The following is a 21490-nucleotide window of genomic DNA, read 5'->3' as shown; positions in this document are numbered from 1 at the left end:
CGTCATGCAGAACATATTTAACGACGAAAGCCAAAACAGGCTTCTTTCAATTTATTATACAGCTGGCTATCCCACTTTAGACAGTACCGTGTCTATCGCCGAGAAGCTAGAAAAAGCCGGTGCCGACTTCCTGGAAATCGGATTCCCGTATTCCGATCCGGTGGCTGACGGGCCAGTTATACAACACAGTTCGGAGGTCGCCCTGAAGAACGGAATGACACTCAAGCTTTTGTTCGAACAACTAAAAGAACTCCGCGAGAAAGTGTCCATACCGGTGTTTCTAATGGGATACTGTAATCCTGTATTACAATACGGAGTCGAAAATTTTTGTCGAGACTGTCAGCAAGCAGGCATTAATGGTGTAATCATCCCTGATCTACCGATGTATGAATACGAAGATCTTTATCAAAACATCTTCCATCAATATCAGGTAAGTAATATTTTTTTAGTGACCCCACAAACTTCCGAAGAGCGTATTCGTAAAATAGATAGGCTTTCAAATAGCTTTATTTATTTATTGTCGTCCAATGCCACCACAGGAAAAGATCTAGATGTGGGCAACCAAACTGAGCGTTATTTCCAACGTCTTAAAGATATGAAGCTAAAAAATCCGCTTGTTATCGGGTTCGGCATATCCGATAGGTTCACCTTCCAAAAAGCGACCAACTATGCCAAAGGCGCCATTATTGGAAGCGCGTTTGTAAGGCTTCTTGAAGCCGAAAATTATGAACATGCTATCACGGATTTCGTACAAGGCATTAAAGGGAAAATAGCGAAATCCGTTTAAGCAAACCTGCCTTTTAGATGAACAATTACCATACGATACCAGTAGGGCAGCGGTATCGTATGGTAAAACCTAGCGTCCCTAGCCAACGAGTACGAGGCAACATCGCGCAAAAGCTATCGCAGATAGTACTACCTTAACAAGTACTTCCACCAACCGCGTCTAAAATTCCTTCACGAACTTTGAATATAGCTTAAAAAGCACGACAGCCGTTACCACCAAAAAAGCGGCCATCGCAAGCGAGAATTCAGGCTCAATTAATAACGTTTCCATTCCGATTGGTTTATAATGTTTAGACAATAAATTTATCAAAAGCTATTCGTGCTTTGAAATTTATTTTTCCACATTGTTTACACCGATATGTCGAAAACGTTACAAACCTCTGAAACAGATTTATTATCTTTGTGACGGTGAAGGCTATTCTTGCATATCTGTTATTATTTTTCTACACGGTTACATGTACCGGTGCCTCCGTTTATATGCATCTATGTCATGGAGAAACAGTGTGGATAACGCAGAACAAAAATAAAGAACAGGACAGTTGCCCCATTTGCAATCAATCCTCCGAAGATGAGCCAGCCTCCACGTTATGTTCTGATGAACAACACGATTGCTGTCAAGACATTCAGGTTGATCTAAAAAAAGGAGAACAAGGAGCGGAAAACAGAACCGCAACGCTTTCCTTTTTAGCGCTATCTCCTGCTGTTCTTACACTACATTGGATCACGGTTTGTCATCTCCTTCCTCAGGATGAATCCTGGATCATTGTAGATCGCACCGAGCGAACAGCATACAGCAGTCCGCCTCCATATCTAATGCATCGCAACTTTAGAATTTGATACACAGCTAGTTTCCAAAAAACTGCCTTTTCTCGATCTATTGATCAGGAGGTATATGCGTATTTAACATCAAATTCAATCTAATGAAATCAATTTTTAAAGGAATACTTACTTTTATATTTGTTCAGTGCTATCTAGGCACAAACGCACAGAGCGACAGTACAATTACATTCGAAGTGGCAGGAAACTGCGGATTATGCAAGCAGCGCATTGAACAGGCCGCCAAAATTAAAGGCGTGTCAGAAGCCACATGGGATACCCAATCTAACCTTGCCACCGTATCTTTCTTAAGCACGAAAACAAGCGGCCGGGCAATCAAACAGGCCATTGCCGACGTAGGCCATGATACCGACGAAATCAAAGCAAAAGATGACGTGTATCAACAGTTACATCAATGCTGTTTATATGATCGCCTCGGAGAGGACAGCACGATGGTAACGGCTCCGGACGATGACGCGCATGATCACGACCATATTGTGCGGGGTGTCGTTGTTCAGGAAAATGACAAAGGAGAACTTACCCCGATTCCCGGCGTTAATATTTTTTGGTCAGAGAATGAGGACAAAGTCGTACAAACCAACGAAAATGGTGTTTTTGATATCAAACATGAATCGGATTACACCAATCTGGTTGTCACTTTTGTGGGGATGAAATCAGATACCATTCAAGTAAAGAATTTGCACGATGTACTTGTCATACATGCAAAAGACAACGTTTTGGAGGAAGTGGTGGTATCCAGAAAACAGCGGTCAAACTACATTTCGAACCTCACACCGAATCGTGTAGAAATGATTACTGCGAAGGAGCTGTTCAAAGCAGCATGTTGTGATTTGAGTGAAAGCTTCGCAACCAATGCTTCCGTAGATGTCGTGAGCAGCGATGCCGTCACCGGAAGTAAGCAAATACAACTCTTAGGCCTAAGCGGTGTTTACACCCAACTGACGGTAGAAAATCTGCCAGGTCCACGTGGCTTCGCCTCTTCTCTAGGATTAAACAGCATGGCGGGCCCGTGGATCGAATCCATTCAGATTAGTAAAGGTATGGGCTCTGTAGCAAACGGTTTTGAGAGTATGTCAGGACAAATTAATGTCGAACTGAAAAAACCACACCATACCGATAAGCTACATCTGAATGCCTACGCAAATAATATGGGCCGCACGGATATCAACCTTAACCTAGCACAAAAAATGAATGACAAATGGTCCGTTGGATTGTTGCTTCACGACAATTTCATGTATAATAAATCGATGAACTTCAGCAACAATGGATACCGGGACATGCCTGTCGGCAACGTCTTCTCCGGGATAAATAGGTGGCACTATGAAAACGGAAAGGGACTAATTGCCCAGTTTGGAATTAAATACTTAAACGATGATCGAACTGGTGGCGAGATTGATTTCAATGAAAAAACGGACAAACTGACCACAAACCGATATGGCTTAGGCTTCGACATTGATCGCATTGAAGGCTTTGCGAAAATTGGCTATATCTTCCCCAATCACAAATTAAGGAGCATTGGGATTCAGCTTTCCGGATCTCACTACCGCCAGGGAAGTTACTTTGGACTGACCACTTACGACAATGAACAGAATAGCGGTTATGCCAATGTACTATATCAAGATGTCATAGGCAACGTACAGCACAAATACAAAGCAGGGTTATCCATCGCATACGATAAATACAACGAAAAGATACAACAGTATAACTTCGACCGCACGGAAGCTGTATCCGGAGCTTTTTTAGAATACACGTATGCGCCAAGTGAAAAGTTCGACGCCGTCTTAGGCCTACGTCAAGATTATAACAATATCTATGGATGGTTTACCACGCCTCGAGCTGTTGTTCGATATGCTCCCGCTACGGGAACCACTCTTCGCCTTAGCTCCGGAAGAGGGCAGCGTACTGCAAATATTTTTGCCGAAAATATGGGTATTTTTGCCTCCAGCAGGACGATTGATTATAATCGACTGTCCGTAAACGATGGTACTGCTTACGGACTCCAACCAGAAATATCATGGAATACGGGATTAACAATCGACCAAGACCTGCAGTTATTCGGCCGGGAAGCTGGTCTGTCTCTCGAATTATTCCATAACAGCTTTTCGAACCAGATCGTCGTCGATTTGGAAAATCCACGTTCTGTCTCTTTTTATAACCTGAACGGAAAATCATTTTCAAATAGTGTGCAAGCGGAATTTAGATTCATGCCCCTTGCACATTTAGAAACTAGACTTGCCTATCGCTTACTCGATGTGCAAACCGATTACCAATCGGGGCGCTTGCAGAAACCGTTGACGGCAAAACACCGCGGGTTTGCAAATCTAGCATATAATCTACATAGTGGATGGAGTTTTGATTACACACTAAATGTCACGGGCAGAAAACGACTTCCGTCGACACATGCTAATCCAAAAGCTTATCAACTTCCTGACTATGCCGACGCTTATCTGACCATGAACGCACAGGTAACCAAAAGCTTCGGAGCGAATCAGCACTTCGCCATCTACGTGGGCGGTGAAAATCTGACCAATTTCTTCCAAAAGAATCCTATACTGGCCTTTGATGATCCTTTCGGCTCCTTCTTTGATACCAACCTCTTGTGGGGGCCGATTGCCGGTAGATTGTTTTATACCGGCATACGATATACCATCAAATAGAATGCAAGCGGTCTCCAATGCTTAGATCAAGTACATCGGAGACCGCCTGTTTTTTAAGATCGTTAGTCACGAAGCCTTATGCCATCTAATTTGCTAGCTCTTAGACAAGTTGTTTAAGCTCTTGATACAACCGGGCTGTCGGCAATCCGACAACATTTTCGTAGGAACCAGTCACCGCTTTTACACCTACGATTCCGATCCAATCTTGTATACCATATGAACCGGCCTTGTCTAATGGGGGATATTGCTCTACATAGTAATCTATTTCCGCAGCTGTTAACTTGGAAAACTCGACCAGTGTCTCTTCTACAAAACAGCGCGTTAAACCACGATATTGCAACGCTACAGCAGTTAAAACCTGGTGATTTTGCCCCTGCAATTCTTGTAATACACTTACGGCCTCAGACACACTTCGTGGCTTACCTAATACCTCTCCCCTATGCACAACAACGGTATCTGCAGCAATAACCAAAGCGTCTTCAAACTCCTTTCCGTGAAAACCCATCAATTTATTACGCGCAATGTGTTTCACAATGTCCTCAGGATTTTGCTGAGCATCATAGGTCTCGTCAGTTTCTTTTACGACGATCATAAAGTCAATACCCATTTTGGCCAAAAGCTCTTTTCTACGTGGCGACTGAGAACCCAAAATGACCCGAACATTTTTCAATTTATCCAACAACATATTTATACGCTTTTAACAGTAACATCAGCGTTCCAAAGACCCCGTAGTTTCAATATTTTTTCAATGACATCACGGACGCATCCGTCTCCTCCATTCCGGGGAGATACATATCCCGAGATGGCCTTAATTTCCTCTACTGCATCATTCGGACAAAGCGCCACACCGACGTACTGCATACATAATAAGTCCGGAATATCGTCTCCCATAAATGCAATTTCCGGAGACACAACCCCGCTACCCTCAATGATTTCCTTCATCAGCGTCAGTTTGTCGGAAACGCCTAAGTAGATATCGCTAATCCCCAATCCCTGTAATCGTAGCAACACGCCTTGCGATCTACCTCCGCTGATCACCACGATACGTAGTCCTGCCTTTACTGCCAATTGAAGCGCATAACCATCCTTGATAGAAAATTTCCGAAGTTGCTGTCCCTCTTCAGTCACCAACACGGATCCGTCAGTAAGAACGCCGTCGACATCTAAGAATAGCAATTTGATTTGCGAAAGTGCTTGTAAAATCATAGTGACCAAAATTAGCTAAAAACCTCTACATTCTTCCATGATACGACATACCTAATCCATCTTAGCCAAATACTTATCAAGAACAGTCATATCATCAGACCTGTGTCAGAAAACAGTTGATCAAACAACTAATAAAAGAAAAAGGATTGACGAATACCGTTTTTAAGTGTATCTTTGTACTGTAATCAGAGAGAAATCAAGATTACGCAGAAAAATTGTCTTTTCATAATTTAGGTTTATAATTGGTTAGTAGCAAACCCTGACGCCCATCGTCAGGGTTTTGTTTTTACAACAACTTTACAAAATTGTAAATCTGAAAGCGCTACAAGCAAAAACGAGGCTATCAAGGCCTCTATTCTACGGGCAATTTTTCCAGGTCGACGTCCGGTAGTTTTTTCGTCGCTTTTCGGGAAAAAGCGGATCCAATCGGCGTATAGTCAGAAAAAAAACCGCCATTGCGCAAGAAAAAAAATCCGTTTTTTTCGCCGCCTGCATAATCCAACCGAAAATCCTTACGCGCCGTTGCATCAGCAGTAAACCGCGCATCGACACATTCTAGCCACTGTCCTGAAGCGGTTCTTATCCATTGATTCCCAAATAAAACTTGTCGCTCTTGATTCCCTTGCGAAGGAATAAAGTTTTCAAGAAAGGAATGGAAACCTTTTAAAAACGTTGATGTCTTTGGTCTCAAAAACTGCGCAATAAGTCGCCACTCTCTTTCTTCTGGAGCGTAAAACCATGCTGTAAATTCAGTATAGTTATCTTGAACTGGTTTTCCTTTCAATAAGAAGCGGTACGTGTGTCCAGCTTTCCAACTATAGCGTAAAAAAGATTGCCCGCCAGCCCCTTCATTTCCAAACTCGCCAGTAGACACGCCCCTTCCTTTCTTGGTCAAAACAATTTTTTGATCGTCGGGAATCTCTTGGGGATTATCTGTGTGAAACGGACTCCACACTGAAAAAAGGATCCGACGCTCCTGTTCGCTATTGACTTGAATCCCAAAATACCCTTGCGCAAATCCATTCGCCATGAAATAAGAACCAATCACATCTTCTCCTTCCGGAACAGTCAGTTCATTGTAGTAATATTCGATATCCGTACCGCTTGGCACTGTATAGGAAAGATGCACCGACGGCCCTCTTCTTCCCCAATAGTAATAGTTATCCTCATTGTTCCGGACAAACTGTAGACCGTCCAGTATAGTCTTCCCGCCTTCGATTTGATAGGATCGTACCGCTGGCATCTTCCCTTGCACCGATGCCAATGTAATCTGCGCGTAGCCCGTATCGGTCACGTGAAACACTCCTGCGGACACAAGTTGATCAGTAAGTGCCGGTGTGACCGTAAAACGTCGTTCCTTACCATTCACCGTCAAACGGAGCGTAGACGTTTCCGGAACAGGGCCCAACTGAAGAGCGATCTGTATAGCGCCTTTTTCTTTGAAACGAATATACGTATCAAACAATGACCCCTGTTCGCCTCCTAAAATACCTGCTGTGCGATCAAGTTCGCGCGTTTCGTTAGGCCGTTGCCACGTGTTTCCAGAAACCGGAATAGTTACCGCCTCCACCTGCTTAACCTGCCCATTCAGATTTGCTGCCGGCCCCAGCATCACCCAAACAACGACAAACAGGTGAAACAACATTTTTTTACATCGATTCTTTTCCATAAAGGTTTAAAATAAGCCACCAATATGCAAAGAAGGCAACCATATAAACAAAAAAACCGATTGCACATTTTTGTATCAATCGGTTGTGTATTTTATTTTTTACCAAGATCTAGGATTTTCCTTTCTCCCCACTGGGCGGTTTAGAGATGGAAGTACGCATATCAGTGTCCGCTTGGATGTTTTGCATCTTATAGTAGTCCATGACTCCAAGATTTCCGTTGCGAAATGCTTCTGCCATCGCCAAAGGAACCTGAGATTCCGCCTCGATCACCTTGGCCTTAGCCTCTTGCGCCTTGGCTCGCATCTCTTGCTCAGTTGCAACGGCCATCGCCCGCCGTTCTTCCGCTCGAGCATTTGCGACCTTTAAATCAGCCTCTGCTTGATCGGTTTGTAATTTCGCACCCACGTTCTCCCCAATATCAATATCTGCGATGTCTATAGATAGGATTTCGAAAGCGGTCCCGGAATCCAAACCTTTAGAAAGAACAGTCTTTGAAATGCGATCCGGATTTTCCAGCACCTCTTTATGATTGGTCGATGAACCGATCGTAGTAACAATCCCTTCCCCGACACGAGCTAGGATAGTTTCCTCACCAGCTCCACCTACCAATTGATTAATATTAGCACGAACCGTTACGCGTGCTTTTGCGATCAACTGTATACCGTCCTTCGCAACAGCAGCCACTGGCGGGGTATTAATTACCTGTGGATTGACGGAGAGCTGTACCGCATCGAAGACATCACGCCCCGCCAAATCAATCGCTGTAGCCAGTTTAAAATCCAACGGAATATTGGCTTTATCAGCAGAAATCAACGCCTTGATTACTTTGTTCACGTTGCCTCCTGCCAAATAGTGTGTTTCAATTTCATTCGACGTGATGCGTAGTCCTGCTTTCGTGGACGTAATCATAGCATTGGTAACCAACGACGGCGGCACTTTCCGTAACCGCATAAGTACCAAATTCAATAGGCTGATTTTTACGTTCGAAAGCTGCGCCGTAAACCACAAATTGACAGGTAGTAAGTACAGCAGCAAAAAGAATGCAACTACCCCACCAACAATAATTAGAATTAAACTAATTCCTCCATCCATAATTTCATTTTTATGTTATTCCTCTAAGATATTATTATTTTTTATTCTTTCACCCACCATTGCTCCAAAAAAATCTGATGGGTGCATTTCCGCCAACATGTAGTCCCCTGTCCAGTCATTGGTTTTTTTTTCCAACATACCGAATCTCACCCAATTAATATCTAAATTTGCATGAATAACTAACTATCTTTGAAAGACAGTATAACTACTGAGAAACAAAAGGAAGACGATAGATTCCTCATCGAGATAATTGTAAGACAGCATATCTGATCTACAAACTGTTAAATGGCCGAATGGTCAAGAAGGGTGAAAGCGTATCTCTTCCTACTATTTTTTGATACTATATACGTTAAAACGACTGTAGCAACAAAGGAAATGACTACGGCAAAATCCAAATAAAGTAGCACACAACTATGAAAAAAGACGCCATTCTAAAATGGGAACTATTCATCGGAATCATATTCGCCTATTTAATGATTATCGGGACTGCAGTATATTTTTTCAGCGCGCTCGGCGAAAAAACCGATGATGTAAAAGTGGCTAGTGATAAGATTCAAGAAAAGATTAATTCCCTTATCGAAATTGATGAAGAATTATTCGACGCCGTCCAAGCTAAAAATAGATATATCCTCAATCATAAGACCCAAGAACTCCAAGAGATCAGCAACCTTCAACGCGACATCGCACGGCATTTTACAACCCTCAAATCTGGTTATAGCGGGGACGAGCATGTGATGCAAGAAATCAGGTCGCTCGAACAAGCATCGCGCGAAACGTTCGACATGAATGCCATGACCGCACAAAAGACGCAGGCGCTCGACGCTACGAAGGAAATCCTGTTGCAGGAACAAGCGCAAATAAATGATCTGGTCCTTGCTATTCGAACAGCGCTTACCGGCGAACGCCAGGCTGTAACTGCTAAATTTCATGCATCCGTCTCCTCACTGAGAACCACAGCTTATATTTTGATCGGACTCCCGCTCGTGTTTATCCTTTTCATTTTTAACCGCATCGTCAAAATTGTTCGTGAATTAGACCGACGATCGAGCGAGGCGAACTCGTTGAATATAGAAATTCAAGCGGCTCAGAGAGACATTGAAGATTCCAACTGGATTTTAGGGGAAGCCAGTAAACTAAATGAAGCGATCAGCGGCGTGGACAATGAAAGCCTTATCGCGAAGGCATCTTTTGAATCCATCAGAAAATCGCTCGGCTTCTATGCCGGCGCCCTATACGTGCGACGCATGGATTCGTATGAATTCCTGTTAAAACAACAAACCGGAATCGACAAAGGACATACCGTACCGGATTCTTTTCTGGAAGCGGAAGGACTTGCTGGACAAGTGGTAGAAAGTAAAGTAACAAAAGTTATTCAACAACAGGCCGATGACATACTCAGCTCCTCCACCGCGACACGTGCTAACCAAATACGTACGGTCATTTTGGTACCGCTCGTCTACGAGGATCACGCACTCGGTTTGTTGGAGATTGGAGGTGATTTTCCAGATGACAAACTCCCACGTATCCTTAAATATCTAGAACGTGTTTGCAGAACTATAGCTATGTCTATCAAATTTGGACAAAGCCACACTTTAGTTGAAAATCTATTAGAAGAAACACAACAACAAACCGAAGAACTAGAAGCGCAGCAAGAAGAACTCCGCATTACAAACGAGGAACTGATTTACAAAACGAATTTATTAGAAGCTTCGGAAGAAGAACTCCGCGTACAGCAAGAAGAACTACAGCAGACAAACACGGAACTCGAAGAAAAAGCCAAGCAACTGGAGCTCCGAAATGATGAACTCAATCTCGCCCATAAGGTAGTTGAAGAAAAAATCCAAGAGGTAGAACTTGCAAGCCGGTACAAATCTGAGTTTATGGCAAATATGAGCCACGAACTTCGGACGCCCTTAAATAGTATTCTGATACTGGCGAAGCTGCTTCAAGATAACAAAAACAAAAATCTCCACCCCGATCAAGTGAAATATGCGTCGGTCATTCATAGTGCAGGAAGTGATCTACTCCAGTTGATCAACGAGTTGCTTGATCTAGCAAAAATAGAGGCTGGCAAGGTAGACCTTAGTCAAGATGTGATCAACACCAAAGAATTTACAGAAAATCTAGAAAATCTTTTCAGTACCACAGCTCAAGAAAAAGGTATAAAATTTGTTACTCGAATAGAAGAACAAGCTCCAGATGAATTTGTATCCGACGAATATCGCTTGGAGCAGGTGCTTAAAAACTTTCTGTCTAATGCGTTTAAATTCACCGAAAGACAGGGAGAGGTACAATTCATCATAAAAGCGGACAAAGACAACTTAAAGTTTGTGGTAGATGACAATGGAAAAGGAATTTCGGAAGAAAAACAACAGCTGATTTTTGAGGCGTTCCGGCAAGAGGACGGATCCACCAGCAGAAAATATGGAGGAACAGGTCTTGGCCTATCCATTAGTCGAGAAATCGCTTCTTTGTTAAACGGGCGGATCACGCTGAAAAGCGAATTAAACAATGGAAGTACCTTCACGTTAATTATTCCTTATAAAGCAGCAGACGCTGCAATGATGAATCCGATCGATGTCCCCGGATCAAAAGCATCCGGTGTCAAACCGCATACGCGACATGAAAATCAGGACGCAGAGCTCTTAATAGACCAAGCAAGTGCACATACAAAGACATTATTGATTATAGAAGATGACGTCAACTTTGCTGATATTCTGCGCGAATTTGCCGAAACGTATGGTTTTCAGGTGATGTTGGCTTACAATGGTGCCGACGGCATCCAAAAAGCGCAACAATTTAAACCACAAGCGGTGATTCTCGACGTCATGTTACCGATTTCTGATGGCTGGGAAGTACTAAGGACGTTAAAATCTTCGAACGATACAAAACACATTCCCGTACACATGATGTCGGCGGCGAGTTTTAACCAACGTGAATTTATCGAAAAGGGAGCCATCGGCTTTTTGCCAAAGCCTGTGTCCGAAGATTCGCTTAAAAAAGCATTCGAAAATATTCATTTAAGTATCAACCAAGAAATCAAGAAAGTGCTTCTCATAGAAGATCAAGAATTTCAGAGTGAGATTATAAAGTCTGCTTTTGCCGAACAAAACATCAATATTATCCAAGCGTTCTCGGCTACTTCTGCCCTTGCCAAATTACAGGAAGAAGTGAATATTGATTGTATTATTTTAGATGTAAAGCTACCCGATGCAGACGGACTTGATGTGCTTGATGAGATCAAAGCAATGTCATCCTATGCCGATACGCCAATCATTATCAACACGGCCTATGATCTATCCAAAGAACAAATCGACCGCATATCGCATCATACCAAAGCTATGGTGCTCAAATCCGGAAAAAGCAATAACCGCTTGATTGATGAGGTTACGCTATTCCTCAATAAAATCAGCGCTGATAACTATTCGCCGGTAAAAAACATCAACAAATTGGAACATGTCTCCAACCAAACAGATAGTTTAAACGGGAAAAGGGTGCTGATCGCTGACGACGATATGCGAAACGTATTTGCGTTAACAACGACGCTGCAAGAGTACAACATGGAAATAGAAATTGCAAATAATGGATTAGAAGCTGTCGAAATAGTTAACAATAATCCCGGTAAGATCGATATCGTTTTGATGGATATTATGATGCCAGAAATGGATGGCTATGAAGCTATAAAAAAGATCAGGGAACAAAAACATCACGCACAGCTACCCATCATCGCGGTAACAGCCAAAGCGATGAAGGGAGATCGGGAGAAATCAATACAAATCGGAGCTAGTGATTACATTAGTAAACCTATTGACATTCATAAACTCGTCTCTTTAATGCGCGTATGGCTAAGTTAACGTCCACCCACATTTCCTTCTTAGAACTCAACGAAATTGTCGAGCTATTGAGTAAAATATCTGGTTTTGATCTATCGGGCTACAGCAAATCATCGCTAAAACGGAGAGTACAACGTATCATGGATCTAGAACACATGGACGTTGTCGATTTGAAAAATGCAATTATTAATGTAGAGGGATTTCAGACATATATGATCAACGAGGTTACGGTAAATGTAACCGAAATGTTCCGAGATCCAAAGTATTATGCAGCATTAAGGCAAGATGTTATCCCTTATCTAGAGACTTTTCCGCGACTAAAATTTTGGAGTGCGGGCTGCTCGACGGGGGAAGAAGTTTATTCGCTCGCCATCCTATTAGCAGAAGCGGGCTTGTATACGAGAAGCTTTATCTATGGCACAGACATTAACCTAAACGTTTTAGAAACCGCAAAAAAGGGAATATACCCATTAAAAAAGTTCAAACTTTATAGCGAAAACTACTTAGGCATGAGCGGTCTACACAGCTTATCAGACTATTATACAGCGATGTACGATGCCGCTATTATCCGAAGTGATATCCGTCAGAACATGCTTTTTTCCCAGCACAATCTAGCGACAGATTATATATTTAACGAATTCCAATTTATATCTTGTCGTAATGTCTTAATTTATTTCGATCTTGAACTACAACATAAGGTATTCAATCTGTTCTATGAGTCATTAAGTGAATTCGGATTTCTGTGCTTGGGCGCCAAAGAAACCTTAATCAACCATGAGATAAAATCAAAATTTAAGGTAATAAACAAAGAGTTCAACATCTACCAAAAGGTTAAATAATGAGTAAAGCTACAGATATCGTATTGATCGGCGGAAGTGCGGGTTCCTACAATTTGATTTTAGATATCATGGAAGCTTTGCCCGTTTTTTTTACATCGGCTATTATCGTCGTCATACACCGAAATCCGAAGTATACAACGAAAATAGAAGAAACATTATCTTCCCGTTTAAATCGTACGATTATCCAAGCCGGAGATAAAACGGATATTGAACCTGGTAGAATTTATTTTGCGGTGCCCGGCTATCATTTATTGATCGAGCCCGACAGCACATTCTCACTTGATTTGTCTGAACGGGTGCAATTTTCTCGACCGTCCATTGATGTTCTTTTCGAAACCGCATCCGACGTATACGCAACACATTGTACCGCTTTTCTATTGTCCGGAGCAAACCAGGACGGTACAGATGGAATCCACCGGGTAAAGCATATGGGCGGCAAAGCTATCGTTCAATCTCCTGAAGATGCATTAATTTCGATCATGCCAGAACATGCCATTCAAGCAAATAAAGAGATAGATATATTTACCGATGCTCAAATAATTTCCTTTTTTAGACACCTAAAGTAACCCCTATGAGAAACGTCAATCTTCTTATTTTAGACGACAAGGAAGAAAATATCATCAGTCTATCTGCGCTCCTTTCGGAGATCGAACATATTAATATCATAAGCTCTACCGATCCGAACGAAGCGCTAAAGATTTGCTGGAAAAATGATATCGCTATCGCTTTGGTCGACGTACAAATGCCGGAAATAAATGGTTTTGAATTTGTTTCCTTGCTGAAGTCTAATCCAAAAACCAACCACATCACGGCGATTATGGTCACTGCTATTTCTAAAGAAGATAAATATCTCCTGAAAGGGTTAGAAAGCGGAGCGGTGGATTACCTGTATAAGCCCCTAAATCCGGAAATTACCATAGCCAAAGTAACTTCCTTTGTTAAGCAAATACACATTCAGGAAGAGATCAAACAAAAGAACATTGCACTAGAGGACTCGCGTCGGGCACTTATTCAAGCCAAAGAAGAAGCCGAAGTTGCACGAAAGTCTAAGGAGAGTTTTTTAGCAAATATGAGTCATGAGATTAGAACGCCAATAAACGGAATTGTCGGCATTATCCATATGCTACGAAATTCAGAACTCAACGGCGAACAACGGGATTGGATCAACAGGCTGGATAGTGCCTCCGATTCGCTGTTGTTAATCATTAACGACATCTTGGATATCTCCAAAATTGATTCCGGTATGATGAAAATTGAAAATGAGCACTTTTCCATCCACAAAAAACTAACCGATATCAACAATATCTTTACGTTGAAAGCCCGCGATAAAAACCTGTCGTTTGAAATGGCTATCGATCCTGAACTCCCAGAATATATTAAAAGCGATCCCCTCCGCATACAACAGATTATAAATAATTTCATTTCAAATAGCCTAAAATTTACAGAAACAGGTAAAATCACGCTAAAAGCGGATGTCATAGACCGTACCGGAGATAATTACACCATTCGATTTACAGTAGTCGACACCGGTATCGGCATAAAGCAGGAGGCTATAGACAAAATATTTCTGGCTTTCGAACAAGGCGATGACGGTATTACGAAAAAATTCGGCGGAACGGGTCTAGGACTTGCCATTGTAAAACGGCTTGCAGATCTTTTACACGGAAAAGTACAGGCGAGAAGCATCTACGGAAAGGGATCCGAATTTTCGTTTGAGGCGTCCTTTCAACGCGTTGAGAATTTTAAGAGCGAAGAAAAAATAGATCGTGAGATTTTTTCCAGATTGGAACGCTTTGATAACCTATACATCTTAGTGGCAGAAGACAACGACCTAAATAGCTTCATGCTCGCACATATGTTGGAATCGTGGGGCTGCAAAGTGGACATCGTGAAAAATGGACGTTCTGCCGTAGAAAAAGTCAATCAACAACATTATGATTTGATTATGATGGATACGCATATGCCAGTCATGTCAGGGTTCGAAGCGATCAAAGAGATTAAAAAACACGCCAACCCACAGAAAGCGTATATTCCAATCATCACCATTTCAGCATCTGTGTTAGAACACGAACAGGCTGCGGCTTATGAAGCTGGAGCCGACAGTGTCATTGGAAAACCATTCGATCCTTTAGATTTACATCAAAAAATCAATCAGCTTATTTCCAAGAAAGTGTAATGTCTTGATTATAAAAAATATTGTTAAATTTGTTCATAGCACACATATTATATAAAAAATGAAAAAATTATTTGTTATTCCTGCGGTAGCCCTCGCGTTGTCATTAGCGGCTTGTGGAGGTTCTGAAAACAAGACAACCACAACGACAAGTACAGAGGAAACAGCTTCGTCTGAAGGTACAACAACAGAAACTGTTCCGGGTATTGAAAATGTAGAACTTTCGAATACAATCGTCGTGGAATCCAACGATCAAATGAAATTTGACAAAGAATTACTTCGTGTTAAAGCCGGAGAAGCAGTGACGCTGACCCTAAAAAATGTCGGGACACTACCGAAAGAATCTATGGGACATAACCTCATTGTTTTAAAACCGGGAGTTGACGTAGCAACATTCGCTGGCGAAGCGACCAGTGCTGCTGATGCTGACTATATCCCTAAAACGTCCTTATCATCCATAGCTGCGCACACGAAATTACTGGGACCGGGAGAAGAAGATAAGATTACCTTTACATTGGAAAAGGGTGTGTACACATTTATTTGTAGCTTTCCGGGTCATTACGGCGTGATGCAAGGAAAAATAGTTGCCGAATAAGCTTTCCACTGGCCTAAAAAAAACACCCTGCGTAGAGGGTGTTTTTTTTTAGGCGCTTTCTCGATTTTGCCCTATGGTAATACCCCGTAAAGGCCTGTTTTTTACAACTTAAATACAATTAAGTATATTTAATTAATTACCTTTGAAGCCGAAACTATATACAAAATTTTATGCAATACGACGTAATCGTTATAGGAAGTGGTCCGGGTGGCTATGTTGGAGCTATCCGCTGCGCCCAGCTTGGTCTTAAAACCGCTGTCATCGAGAAATACAGTACTTTTGGAGGTACGTGCCTAAACGTGGGATGTATCCCATCCAAAGCGTTATTGGATACCTCAGAACACTACCATAATGCGGCGCACAATTTTGAAGCCCATGGGATCGGTTTAAGCAACCTAAAGATTGACGTAAAAAAGATGATTGAACGGAAAAATGATGTGATCGCTCAAAACACAGCCGGAATCACCTTTCTGTTCAAGAAAAATAAAATAGATGCATACGAAGGCGTCGGATCGTTTATAGATAAGAATACCATTAAGGTAACAAAGAAAGACGGTAGCACGGAAGAACTTAAAGCAAAAAATGTTATTATAGCTACCGGCTCTAAACCTACAGCATTACCGTTTCTTCCTATTGATAAGAAACGTATTATTACATCAACTGAAGCACTCAATTTACAGGAAGTACCTAAACACCTTATCGTTATTGGTGGTGGCGTTATTGGTTTAGAATTAGGATCGGTCTATGCACGTTTGGGCGCCAAGGTATCAGTCGTGGAGTTTGCAAAATCTATCCTTAGCACCATGGACGGAGGACTCGGCAAAGAGTTACAACGGGTACTAAAAAAGAACCTAGGTATGGAGTTTTTCTTAGGACATAAAGTAACTGGCGCAACAACCAAAGGCAAAAAAGTCACCGTGACAGCTGAAGATCCAAAAGGTCAAGAGATTTCGCTCGAAGGTGATTACTGTATCGTTTCTGTCGGCAGGACCGCTTACACGGAAGGGCTTGGCTTGGAGAATATTGGTATCAAAACCGAAGAACGAGGAAATAAAATACCCGTAAACGAGCATCTAGAAACTTCCGTAGAGGGTGTATATGCAATTGGCGATGTGGTGAAAGGAGCCATGCTAGCCCACAAAGCGGAAGACGAAGGAACGTACGTTGCAGAACGCATCGTTGGACAAAAACCGCATATAGACTATAACCTTATCCCGGGTGTGGTATACACATGGCCAGAAGTTGCGTCTGTAGGAAAAACAGAAGAACAACTGAAAGACGCGGGTGTAAAATACAAATCAGGCTCCTTCTCGTTCAAAGCATCCGGACGTGCCAAAGCGTCTGGCGATACCGATGGCTTCATCAAGGTATTAGCTGATACCGAAACAGACGAAATTTTGGGCGTTCATATGATTGGCCCTCGCGCCGCAGATATGATCGCTGAAGCTGTCGTTGCTATGGAATACCGAGCGTCAGCTGAAGATATAGGCAGGATCTGCCATGCCCACCCTACATTTACAGAAGCGTTCAAAGAAGCTGCATTGGCGGCAACGGCGAACAGGGCTATTCACGCATAAAACGGCAACAAGGCAAGATCATAATCTTGCCTTTTTATCTTTATTTCTTATGAATTTCTACACCCGTAAATGGATAAAACCGGAGGATCTAAATCCAAATGGTTCGCTCTTTGGAGGCACTCTCCTTCGCTGGATAGATGAAGAAGCGGTCATTTATGCCATTGTACAGCTAGGCAATCCGCATGTGGTCACGAAGTACATCTCGGAAATCAACTTCGTTAGCTCCGCAAAACAAGGAGACATCATCGAAATGGGAATAGAAGCCGTTAGTTTCGGCCGTACGTCATTGACCATGCGTTGCCAGGTACGAAATAAAATTACCCGCAAAACGATCTTGTCCATCGAAAAATTAGTGTTCGTCAATTTAGATCCGGAAGGAAATCCCACACCACACAATAAGACAGAGATTACCTATGCCTATATGGGAATTGAAAAAACAAATAAATAGCTTCTATCTACGAGAAGCTATTTGCTTTTTCACATCCTTCTCTACCCAAAATGATACAACAGGAATCAGCGAAATAACAAAATATTTCGCGACGCGGGCGAATGTCCATTTGTACTCGTTCCAACACATAATGAGCAAGACAACAAAAAGAACGACCAAAAAACCATGAATGGAGCCAGCGACTTTCACCGCCTCTGGAATTCCTGCGAAATATTTTAAAGGCATGGCAATAAAAAATAATACCACTGTGGATATAGCCTCCCACAAAGCAATCTGTTGAAAAATTCGTAGCATAGTAATGAACAGTCTGCCGCAAACATACATTCAAAAAATGACGTATAACACATCATACTTATCTATTGACCAAAGTTTGACACGAACAGCAAACTGATACCAATACAAACAGTTGTAAATAAAACATAGGTTCAAAAAAAGCGTTGTGTCATACCCAAAAAAATATGTATTTTTGAGAGTTCAGAATAAGAATAGTCTTAACTACAAATATTTTAATGTGTAATATTCGTGGGTCATTGAACAGCCCACAGAAGGTTACATGTGACCATAAAAAAATAATAACATATGAATTACGACGTCGTAGTAATCGGTAGTGGTCCTGGTGGATATGTAGCTGCTATCCGTGCATCTCAATTAGGCTTCAAAACGGCCATTATCGAACGTGAAGCATTAGGGGGAATTTGCTTAAACTGGGGGTGTATCCCGACCAAAGCCTTGTTAAAAAGTGCACAGGTGTTTGAGTACTTAAACCACGCGGAAGAATATGGAATTAAGGTGCAAGGAGGTGAAGCGGACTTTTCTGCTATTGTAAAAAGAAGCCGAGGGGTGGCAGATGGCATGAGTAAAGGCATCCAGTTCTTAATGAAAAAGAACAAGATTGATGTTATTATGGGAACGGCAAAAGTTAAGAAAGGCGGAAAAATTGAAGTGAAAGCAGCCGATGGATCCGTAAAAGAGTATTCGGCTAAACATACGATTTTAGCAACAGGGGCACGTTCTCGTGAATTACCAAATCTCCCTCAAGATGGAAAGAAAATCATCGGCTATCGTCAAGCAATGAATCTTCCTAAACAGCCGAAATCACTTGTAGTAGTTGGTTCTGGAGCTATCGGGGTCGAATTTGCATATTTTTACAATGCGATCGGCACACAGGTAACCATCGTCGAATTTATGGACAGAATCGTACCGGTAGAAGACGAAGAGGTTTCAAAACAATTAGAGAAATCGTTAAAAAAAGTAGGCATCAATATCCTGACAAAATCAGAAGTTCAATCCGTGGATACGTCGGGTGATCTAAGTAAAGTTTCGATCAAAACAGCCAAAGGTACTGAAACGATCGAAGCAGAAGTTGTATTATCTGCAGTGGGTATCACACCGAATATTGAGAATTTAGGGCTAGAAGAGGTCGGAATCAAAACGGACAAAGGTCGTGTGCTTGTAGACGATTACTATAAAACCAACGTAGATGGTGTCTATGCAATTGGGGATATCGTGAAAGGACAAGCTTTGGCACACGTTGCATCGGCAGAAGGTATCACATGTGTAGAGAAGATAAAAGGTCTACATGTTGACCCGATAGACTATAACAATATTCCGGGCTGTACATACTGCTCACCTGAAATTGCATCAGTAGGTTATACAGAGAAGGCCGCAAAAGATGCTGGTTACGAAATTAAGGTTGGAAAATTCCCGTTCTCTGCATCTGGTAAAGCATCTGCAGCAGGTGCGAAAGATGGGTTTGTGAAATTAGTTTTCGACGCCAAATATGGCGAATTATTGGGTGCACACATGATTGGTGCTAATGTTACCGAAATGATCGCTGAAATTGTAGTCGCTAGAAAACTAGAGACGACAGGACACGAAATGATCAAAGCTGTTCACCCGCATCCAACGATGAGTGAAGCGATCATGGAAGCGGCCGCCGATGCGTATGGAGAAGTGATCCATTTATAAGCAAAAGCTCCCTTTCCAAATATAAAAAGCGCCTTCAACGAATTGTTGAGGGCGCTTTTTGTTTCTCGATTTTATCAACACATCAGTGCTTTTAATTCGTCGACGAGACTCTTATTTAAGCACCAATTTCGATTCAAAAACAACCGTTTCCGGTGTTAACTCTTCCTTCGCTCCGATATTTTCAAACAACATCTCTGCCGCTTTACGGGCTTGTTGATCTGGATATTGCTCAATACTGCCCATTGGTGGATTCTCCATGTATTTCCAAAGTGGATAATTCGCATAGCTAATAAAATATATATCCTTCTTTTGCACCAATCCTTTTTGCCTAACGTATTTCATCACGTCCAGCGTAACGAAATCATTGAATGAGACGATAGCAGAAGGCCGCTCCGGCAAAATCAACAACTTATCAATCGCCTGAATATTGCCTACTTCCGTTAGATCCGTATGTACCATATATTTATCGTTATAGGTCAATTGTTCACTTTCTAAGGCATGTCTATAAGCTTCCGCCCGTTCTTGAGATGCCAATAGATTTTCAGGTCCATTAATCAACGCAATATTCTTATGCCCTATAGAAGCAAAAGATTGGATAGCCTCCCGCATGCCAGAAGAGAGGTCGCTATACACCTTGTTCACAGCCTCCATCTTTGGCACACAATCAAAAAAGACAATTGGAATTTCGGCCTCTTTTAATAAATCTACAAAACTCAGATCTTCCGTATTCTTACCTAATGATATTAAAATACCATCCACCCGGTGTTTTTTAAACGTATGGATAATTTGAAGCTCTCTCTTTGCGTCATCATGAGACTGCCCCATTAATACGGTATAATTATGTTCTCCGGCCACATTTTCAATTTCGCTGATAGCCGAAGAAAAAAAAGGTTCAGAAAGACTCGGTAAAATTACGCCGATCGTAAAGGTTCGACGTTGCTTAAAAAAAATGGCAGTTTGATTCGGTTCATAATTCAATTCCTCGGCCATTTTTTTCACCCGCATTGTGGTCACTAAACCAATACTCGGATGGTCATTTAGCGCTCGCGAAACCGTAGACGGGGAAATTTTAAGTTTGCGGGCGATCTCTTTTATCGTTGCTGGTTTTTTCTTCATGCGATAGGATCGTGTTTATACCAACAAATATAATATTATTTATGCAAGACACGACAGCATACGCAGAAAACCATACGTGTTATTTTAATAGTTATGTCTCAACCATCGTGTGCACGGCACTTGTTACTCTTCTTATCAAACGGAAGTAATTTGAAAAATCTGATCGCGGTCGACAGCATATGTTTCTTCCAAAAATCCGATGGGATCAAGCCCCCTAAAGGTTAGCTCGTCTATAAAAAAAACCTTTAATTGGGGAAGATACGTCGAAAGCTCCTCCCAATCTACATGCTTCAACTTATTTAATTGTTCGACGGGATTACCGGCGGTTAGAATTCCAACCTGTTTACCATGCTGGAAAAAAGTCGTCAATAATTCCTTAGCTTGTACATCGAGAATAAGTTTCAACGGAAGATGAGCATTTACCTTTAGCCGTTCAAAATTCTCCCGATACGCATCAGGCAGCTCGAACCGCTGGATCGCACGCTCAAGTACAACATCCTCCCCGATCCCCTCATAGGTTTGCCGCATAAATTCTAAAAGCTCTTTCGCAAGCGCGCGGCCCTCCGTATACTCGACGAAATTAGAAAACAAGTAATATATCTGCAAGAGATAATCACGCTTGGGATACAGGACATCATCTATCTCAAATAGATAGACGGACCTATCAAACGGTATGTCTTTTGTTGGTACCAT

General features: G+C 42.0%; 18 protein-coding genes. 11 read left to right on the top strand and 7 right to left on the bottom strand.

From position 1 onward, the window contains the following. The first annotated feature begins 4 nt into the window (after positions 1–4). From trpA to ACFSR5_RS10855, 3 genes are all read left to right on the top strand, one after another. The gene (trpA, locus tag ACFSR5_RS10865) at positions 5–787 is read left to right on the top strand and encodes a tryptophan synthase subunit alpha (RefSeq protein ID WP_380903624.1); all 783 of its coding nucleotides are present in this window, start codon (positions 5–7) and stop codon (positions 785–787) included. A 476-nt stretch (positions 788–1263) separates the two neighbouring features. Continuing rightward, entirely contained in the window at positions 1264–1623 is a 360-nt protein-coding gene (locus tag ACFSR5_RS10860) for a hypothetical protein (RefSeq protein ID WP_380903622.1), read from the top strand. Between the two features lie 83 nt (positions 1624–1706). Next, complete coding sequence (locus ACFSR5_RS10855; RefSeq protein ID WP_380903620.1) at positions 1707–4280, top strand: TonB-dependent receptor domain-containing protein; 2574 nt, start codon at positions 1707–1709, stop codon at positions 4278–4280. 100 nt (positions 4281–4380) lie between these two features. Here the strand turns inward: ACFSR5_RS10855 and ACFSR5_RS10850 are convergent, their stop codons facing one another. From ACFSR5_RS10850 to floA, 4 genes are all read right to left on the bottom strand, one after another. Next, on the bottom strand, positions 4381–4965 hold the full coding sequence (locus tag ACFSR5_RS10850; RefSeq protein ID WP_380903618.1) for a Maf family protein: 585 nt from the start codon (positions 4963–4965) through the stop codon (positions 4381–4383). Positions 4966–4967: 2 nt separating this feature from the next. Next, the gene (locus tag ACFSR5_RS10845) at positions 4968–5486 is read right to left on the bottom strand and encodes a KdsC family phosphatase (RefSeq protein ID WP_380903616.1); all 519 of its coding nucleotides are present in this window, start codon (positions 5484–5486) and stop codon (positions 4968–4970) included. A gap of 352 nt (positions 5487–5838) precedes the next feature. Further along, positions 5839–7155, bottom strand: coding sequence for a DUF3472 domain-containing protein (locus ACFSR5_RS10840; RefSeq protein ID WP_380903614.1), 1317 nt, complete (start codon positions 7153–7155; stop codon positions 5839–5841). 109 nt (positions 7156–7264) lie between these two features. Continuing rightward, a complete protein-coding gene (floA, locus tag ACFSR5_RS10835; protein WP_380903612.1) occupies positions 7265–8248 on the bottom strand; it encodes a flotillin-like protein FloA in 984 nt (327 codons plus the stop codon). 413 nt (positions 8249–8661) lie between these two features. On the opposite strand from floA, the gene ACFSR5_RS10830 reads away from it, so the two are divergent. From ACFSR5_RS10830 to ACFSR5_RS10800, 7 genes are all read left to right on the top strand, one after another. Next, positions 8662–12102: a response regulator gene (locus ACFSR5_RS10830; RefSeq protein ID WP_380903610.1), complete on the top strand. Its 3441-nt coding sequence runs from the start codon at positions 8662–8664 to the stop codon at positions 12100–12102. Then, on the top strand, positions 12090–12920 hold the full coding sequence (locus ACFSR5_RS10825) for a CheR family methyltransferase (RefSeq protein WP_380903608.1): 831 nt from the start codon (positions 12090–12092) through the stop codon (positions 12918–12920). Before ACFSR5_RS10830 ends, ACFSR5_RS10825 begins: the two co-directional genes overlap by 13 nt. Continuing rightward, positions 12920–13486 (top strand): chemotaxis protein CheB, encoded by a 567-nt coding sequence (locus tag ACFSR5_RS10820; RefSeq protein WP_380903606.1) that lies wholly within the window; start codon positions 12920–12922, stop codon positions 13484–13486. Before ACFSR5_RS10825 ends, ACFSR5_RS10820 begins: the two co-directional genes overlap by 1 nt. Before the next feature lie 5 nt (positions 13487–13491). Next, on the top strand, positions 13492–15096 hold the full coding sequence (locus ACFSR5_RS10815; RefSeq protein WP_380903604.1) for a response regulator: 1605 nt from the start codon (positions 13492–13494) through the stop codon (positions 15094–15096). 58 nt (positions 15097–15154) lie between these two features. Beyond that, entirely contained in the window at positions 15155–15688 is a 534-nt protein-coding gene (locus ACFSR5_RS10810) for a plastocyanin/azurin family copper-binding protein (protein WP_380903602.1), read from the top strand. 170 nt (positions 15689–15858) lie between these two features. Further along, the gene (gene lpdA, locus ACFSR5_RS10805) at positions 15859–17265 is read left to right on the top strand and encodes a dihydrolipoyl dehydrogenase (RefSeq protein ID WP_380903600.1); all 1407 of its coding nucleotides are present in this window, start codon (positions 15859–15861) and stop codon (positions 17263–17265) included. Between the two features lie 49 nt (positions 17266–17314). Continuing rightward, positions 17315–17713 carry an acyl-CoA thioesterase gene (locus ACFSR5_RS10800; protein WP_380903598.1) on the top strand — a complete coding sequence of 133 codons (399 nt, stop codon included), beginning with the start codon at positions 17315–17317 and terminating at the stop codon, positions 17711–17713. Positions 17714–17716: 3 nt separating this feature from the next. Here the strand turns inward: ACFSR5_RS10800 and ACFSR5_RS10795 are convergent, their stop codons facing one another. Continuing rightward, positions 17717–18007, bottom strand: a complete 291-nt coding sequence (locus ACFSR5_RS10795; RefSeq protein ID WP_380903596.1) for a DUF3817 domain-containing protein — start codon at positions 18005–18007, stop codon at positions 17717–17719. 285 nt (positions 18008–18292) lie between these two features. Here ACFSR5_RS10795 and lpdA (ACFSR5_RS10790) point away from each other — a divergent pair, with 285 nt between their 5' ends. Beyond that, positions 18293–19681, top strand: a complete 1389-nt coding sequence (gene lpdA / locus ACFSR5_RS10790; protein WP_380903594.1) for a dihydrolipoyl dehydrogenase — start codon at positions 18293–18295, stop codon at positions 19679–19681. 111 nt (positions 19682–19792) lie between these two features. On the opposite strand, the gene ACFSR5_RS10785 is transcribed toward lpdA (ACFSR5_RS10790), so the two are convergent. Both ACFSR5_RS10785 and ACFSR5_RS10780 read right to left on the bottom strand, forming a co-directional pair. Further along, positions 19793–20797, bottom strand: a complete 1005-nt coding sequence (locus ACFSR5_RS10785) for a LacI family DNA-binding transcriptional regulator (protein ID WP_380903592.1) — start codon at positions 20795–20797, stop codon at positions 19793–19795. Positions 20798–20932: 135 nt separating this feature from the next. Beyond that, positions 20933–21490 (bottom strand): HAD family hydrolase, encoded by a 558-nt coding sequence (locus tag ACFSR5_RS10780; protein ID WP_380903590.1) that lies wholly within the window; start codon positions 21488–21490, stop codon positions 20933–20935.

The sequence above is a fragment of the Sphingobacterium suaedae genome, from assembly GCF_042684625.1.
GTDB lineage: Bacteria > Bacteroidota > Bacteroidia > Sphingobacteriales > Sphingobacteriaceae > Sphingobacterium > Sphingobacterium suaedae.
The sequence above is the reverse complement of the archived record's forward strand: the minus strand, read 5'-3'. Positions and strand labels throughout refer to the sequence as shown.

Bases quoted from the DNA above. Each gene is read 5' to 3' on its own strand.
- ACFSR5_RS10815 (WP_380903604.1), top strand. From the start codon at position 13,492: ATGAGAAACGTCAATCTTCTTATTTTAGACGACAAGGAAGAAAATATC.
- floA (WP_380903612.1), bottom strand. From the start codon at position 8,248: ATGGATGGAGGAATTAGTTTAATTCTAATTATTGTTGGTGGGGTAGTT.
- ACFSR5_RS10785 (WP_380903592.1), bottom strand. From the start codon at position 20,797: ATGAAGAAAAAACCAGCAACGATAAAAGAGATCGCCCGCAAACTTAAA.
- ACFSR5_RS10855 (WP_380903620.1), top strand. From the start codon at position 1,707: ATGAAATCAATTTTTAAAGGAATACTTACTTTTATATTTGTTCAGTGC.
- ACFSR5_RS10800 (WP_380903598.1), top strand. From the start codon at position 17,315: ATGAATTTCTACACCCGTAAATGGATAAAACCGGAGGATCTAAATCCA.
- ACFSR5_RS10825 (WP_380903608.1), top strand. From the start codon at position 12,090: ATGGCTAAGTTAACGTCCACCCACATTTCCTTCTTAGAACTCAACGAA.
- ACFSR5_RS10840 (WP_380903614.1), bottom strand. From the start codon at position 7,155: ATGGAAAAGAATCGATGTAAAAAAATGTTGTTTCACCTGTTTGTCGTT.
- ACFSR5_RS10820 (WP_380903606.1), top strand. From the start codon at position 12,920: ATGAGTAAAGCTACAGATATCGTATTGATCGGCGGAAGTGCGGGTTCC.
- lpdA (WP_380903594.1), top strand. From the start codon at position 18,293: ATGAATTACGACGTCGTAGTAATCGGTAGTGGTCCTGGTGGATATGTA.
- ACFSR5_RS10845 (WP_380903616.1), bottom strand. From the start codon at position 5,486: ATGATTTTACAAGCACTTTCGCAAATCAAATTGCTATTCTTAGATGTC.
- ACFSR5_RS10860 (WP_380903622.1), top strand. From the start codon at position 1,264: ATGCATCTATGTCATGGAGAAACAGTGTGGATAACGCAGAACAAAAAT.
- ACFSR5_RS10850 (WP_380903618.1), bottom strand. From the start codon at position 4,965: ATGTTGTTGGATAAATTGAAAAATGTTCGGGTCATTTTGGGTTCTCAG.
- ACFSR5_RS10795 (WP_380903596.1), bottom strand. From the start codon at position 18,007: ATGCTACGAATTTTTCAACAGATTGCTTTGTGGGAGGCTATATCCACA.
- ACFSR5_RS10780 (WP_380903590.1), bottom strand. From the start codon at position 21,490: ATGGTACCAACAAAAGACATACCGTTTGATAGGTCCGTCTATCTATTT.
- lpdA (WP_380903600.1), top strand. From the start codon at position 15,859: ATGCAATACGACGTAATCGTTATAGGAAGTGGTCCGGGTGGCTATGTT.
- trpA (WP_380903624.1), top strand. From the start codon at position 5: ATGCAGAACATATTTAACGACGAAAGCCAAAACAGGCTTCTTTCAATT.
- ACFSR5_RS10810 (WP_380903602.1), top strand. From the start codon at position 15,155: ATGAAAAAATTATTTGTTATTCCTGCGGTAGCCCTCGCGTTGTCATTA.
- ACFSR5_RS10830 (WP_380903610.1), top strand. From the start codon at position 8,662: ATGAAAAAAGACGCCATTCTAAAATGGGAACTATTCATCGGAATCATA.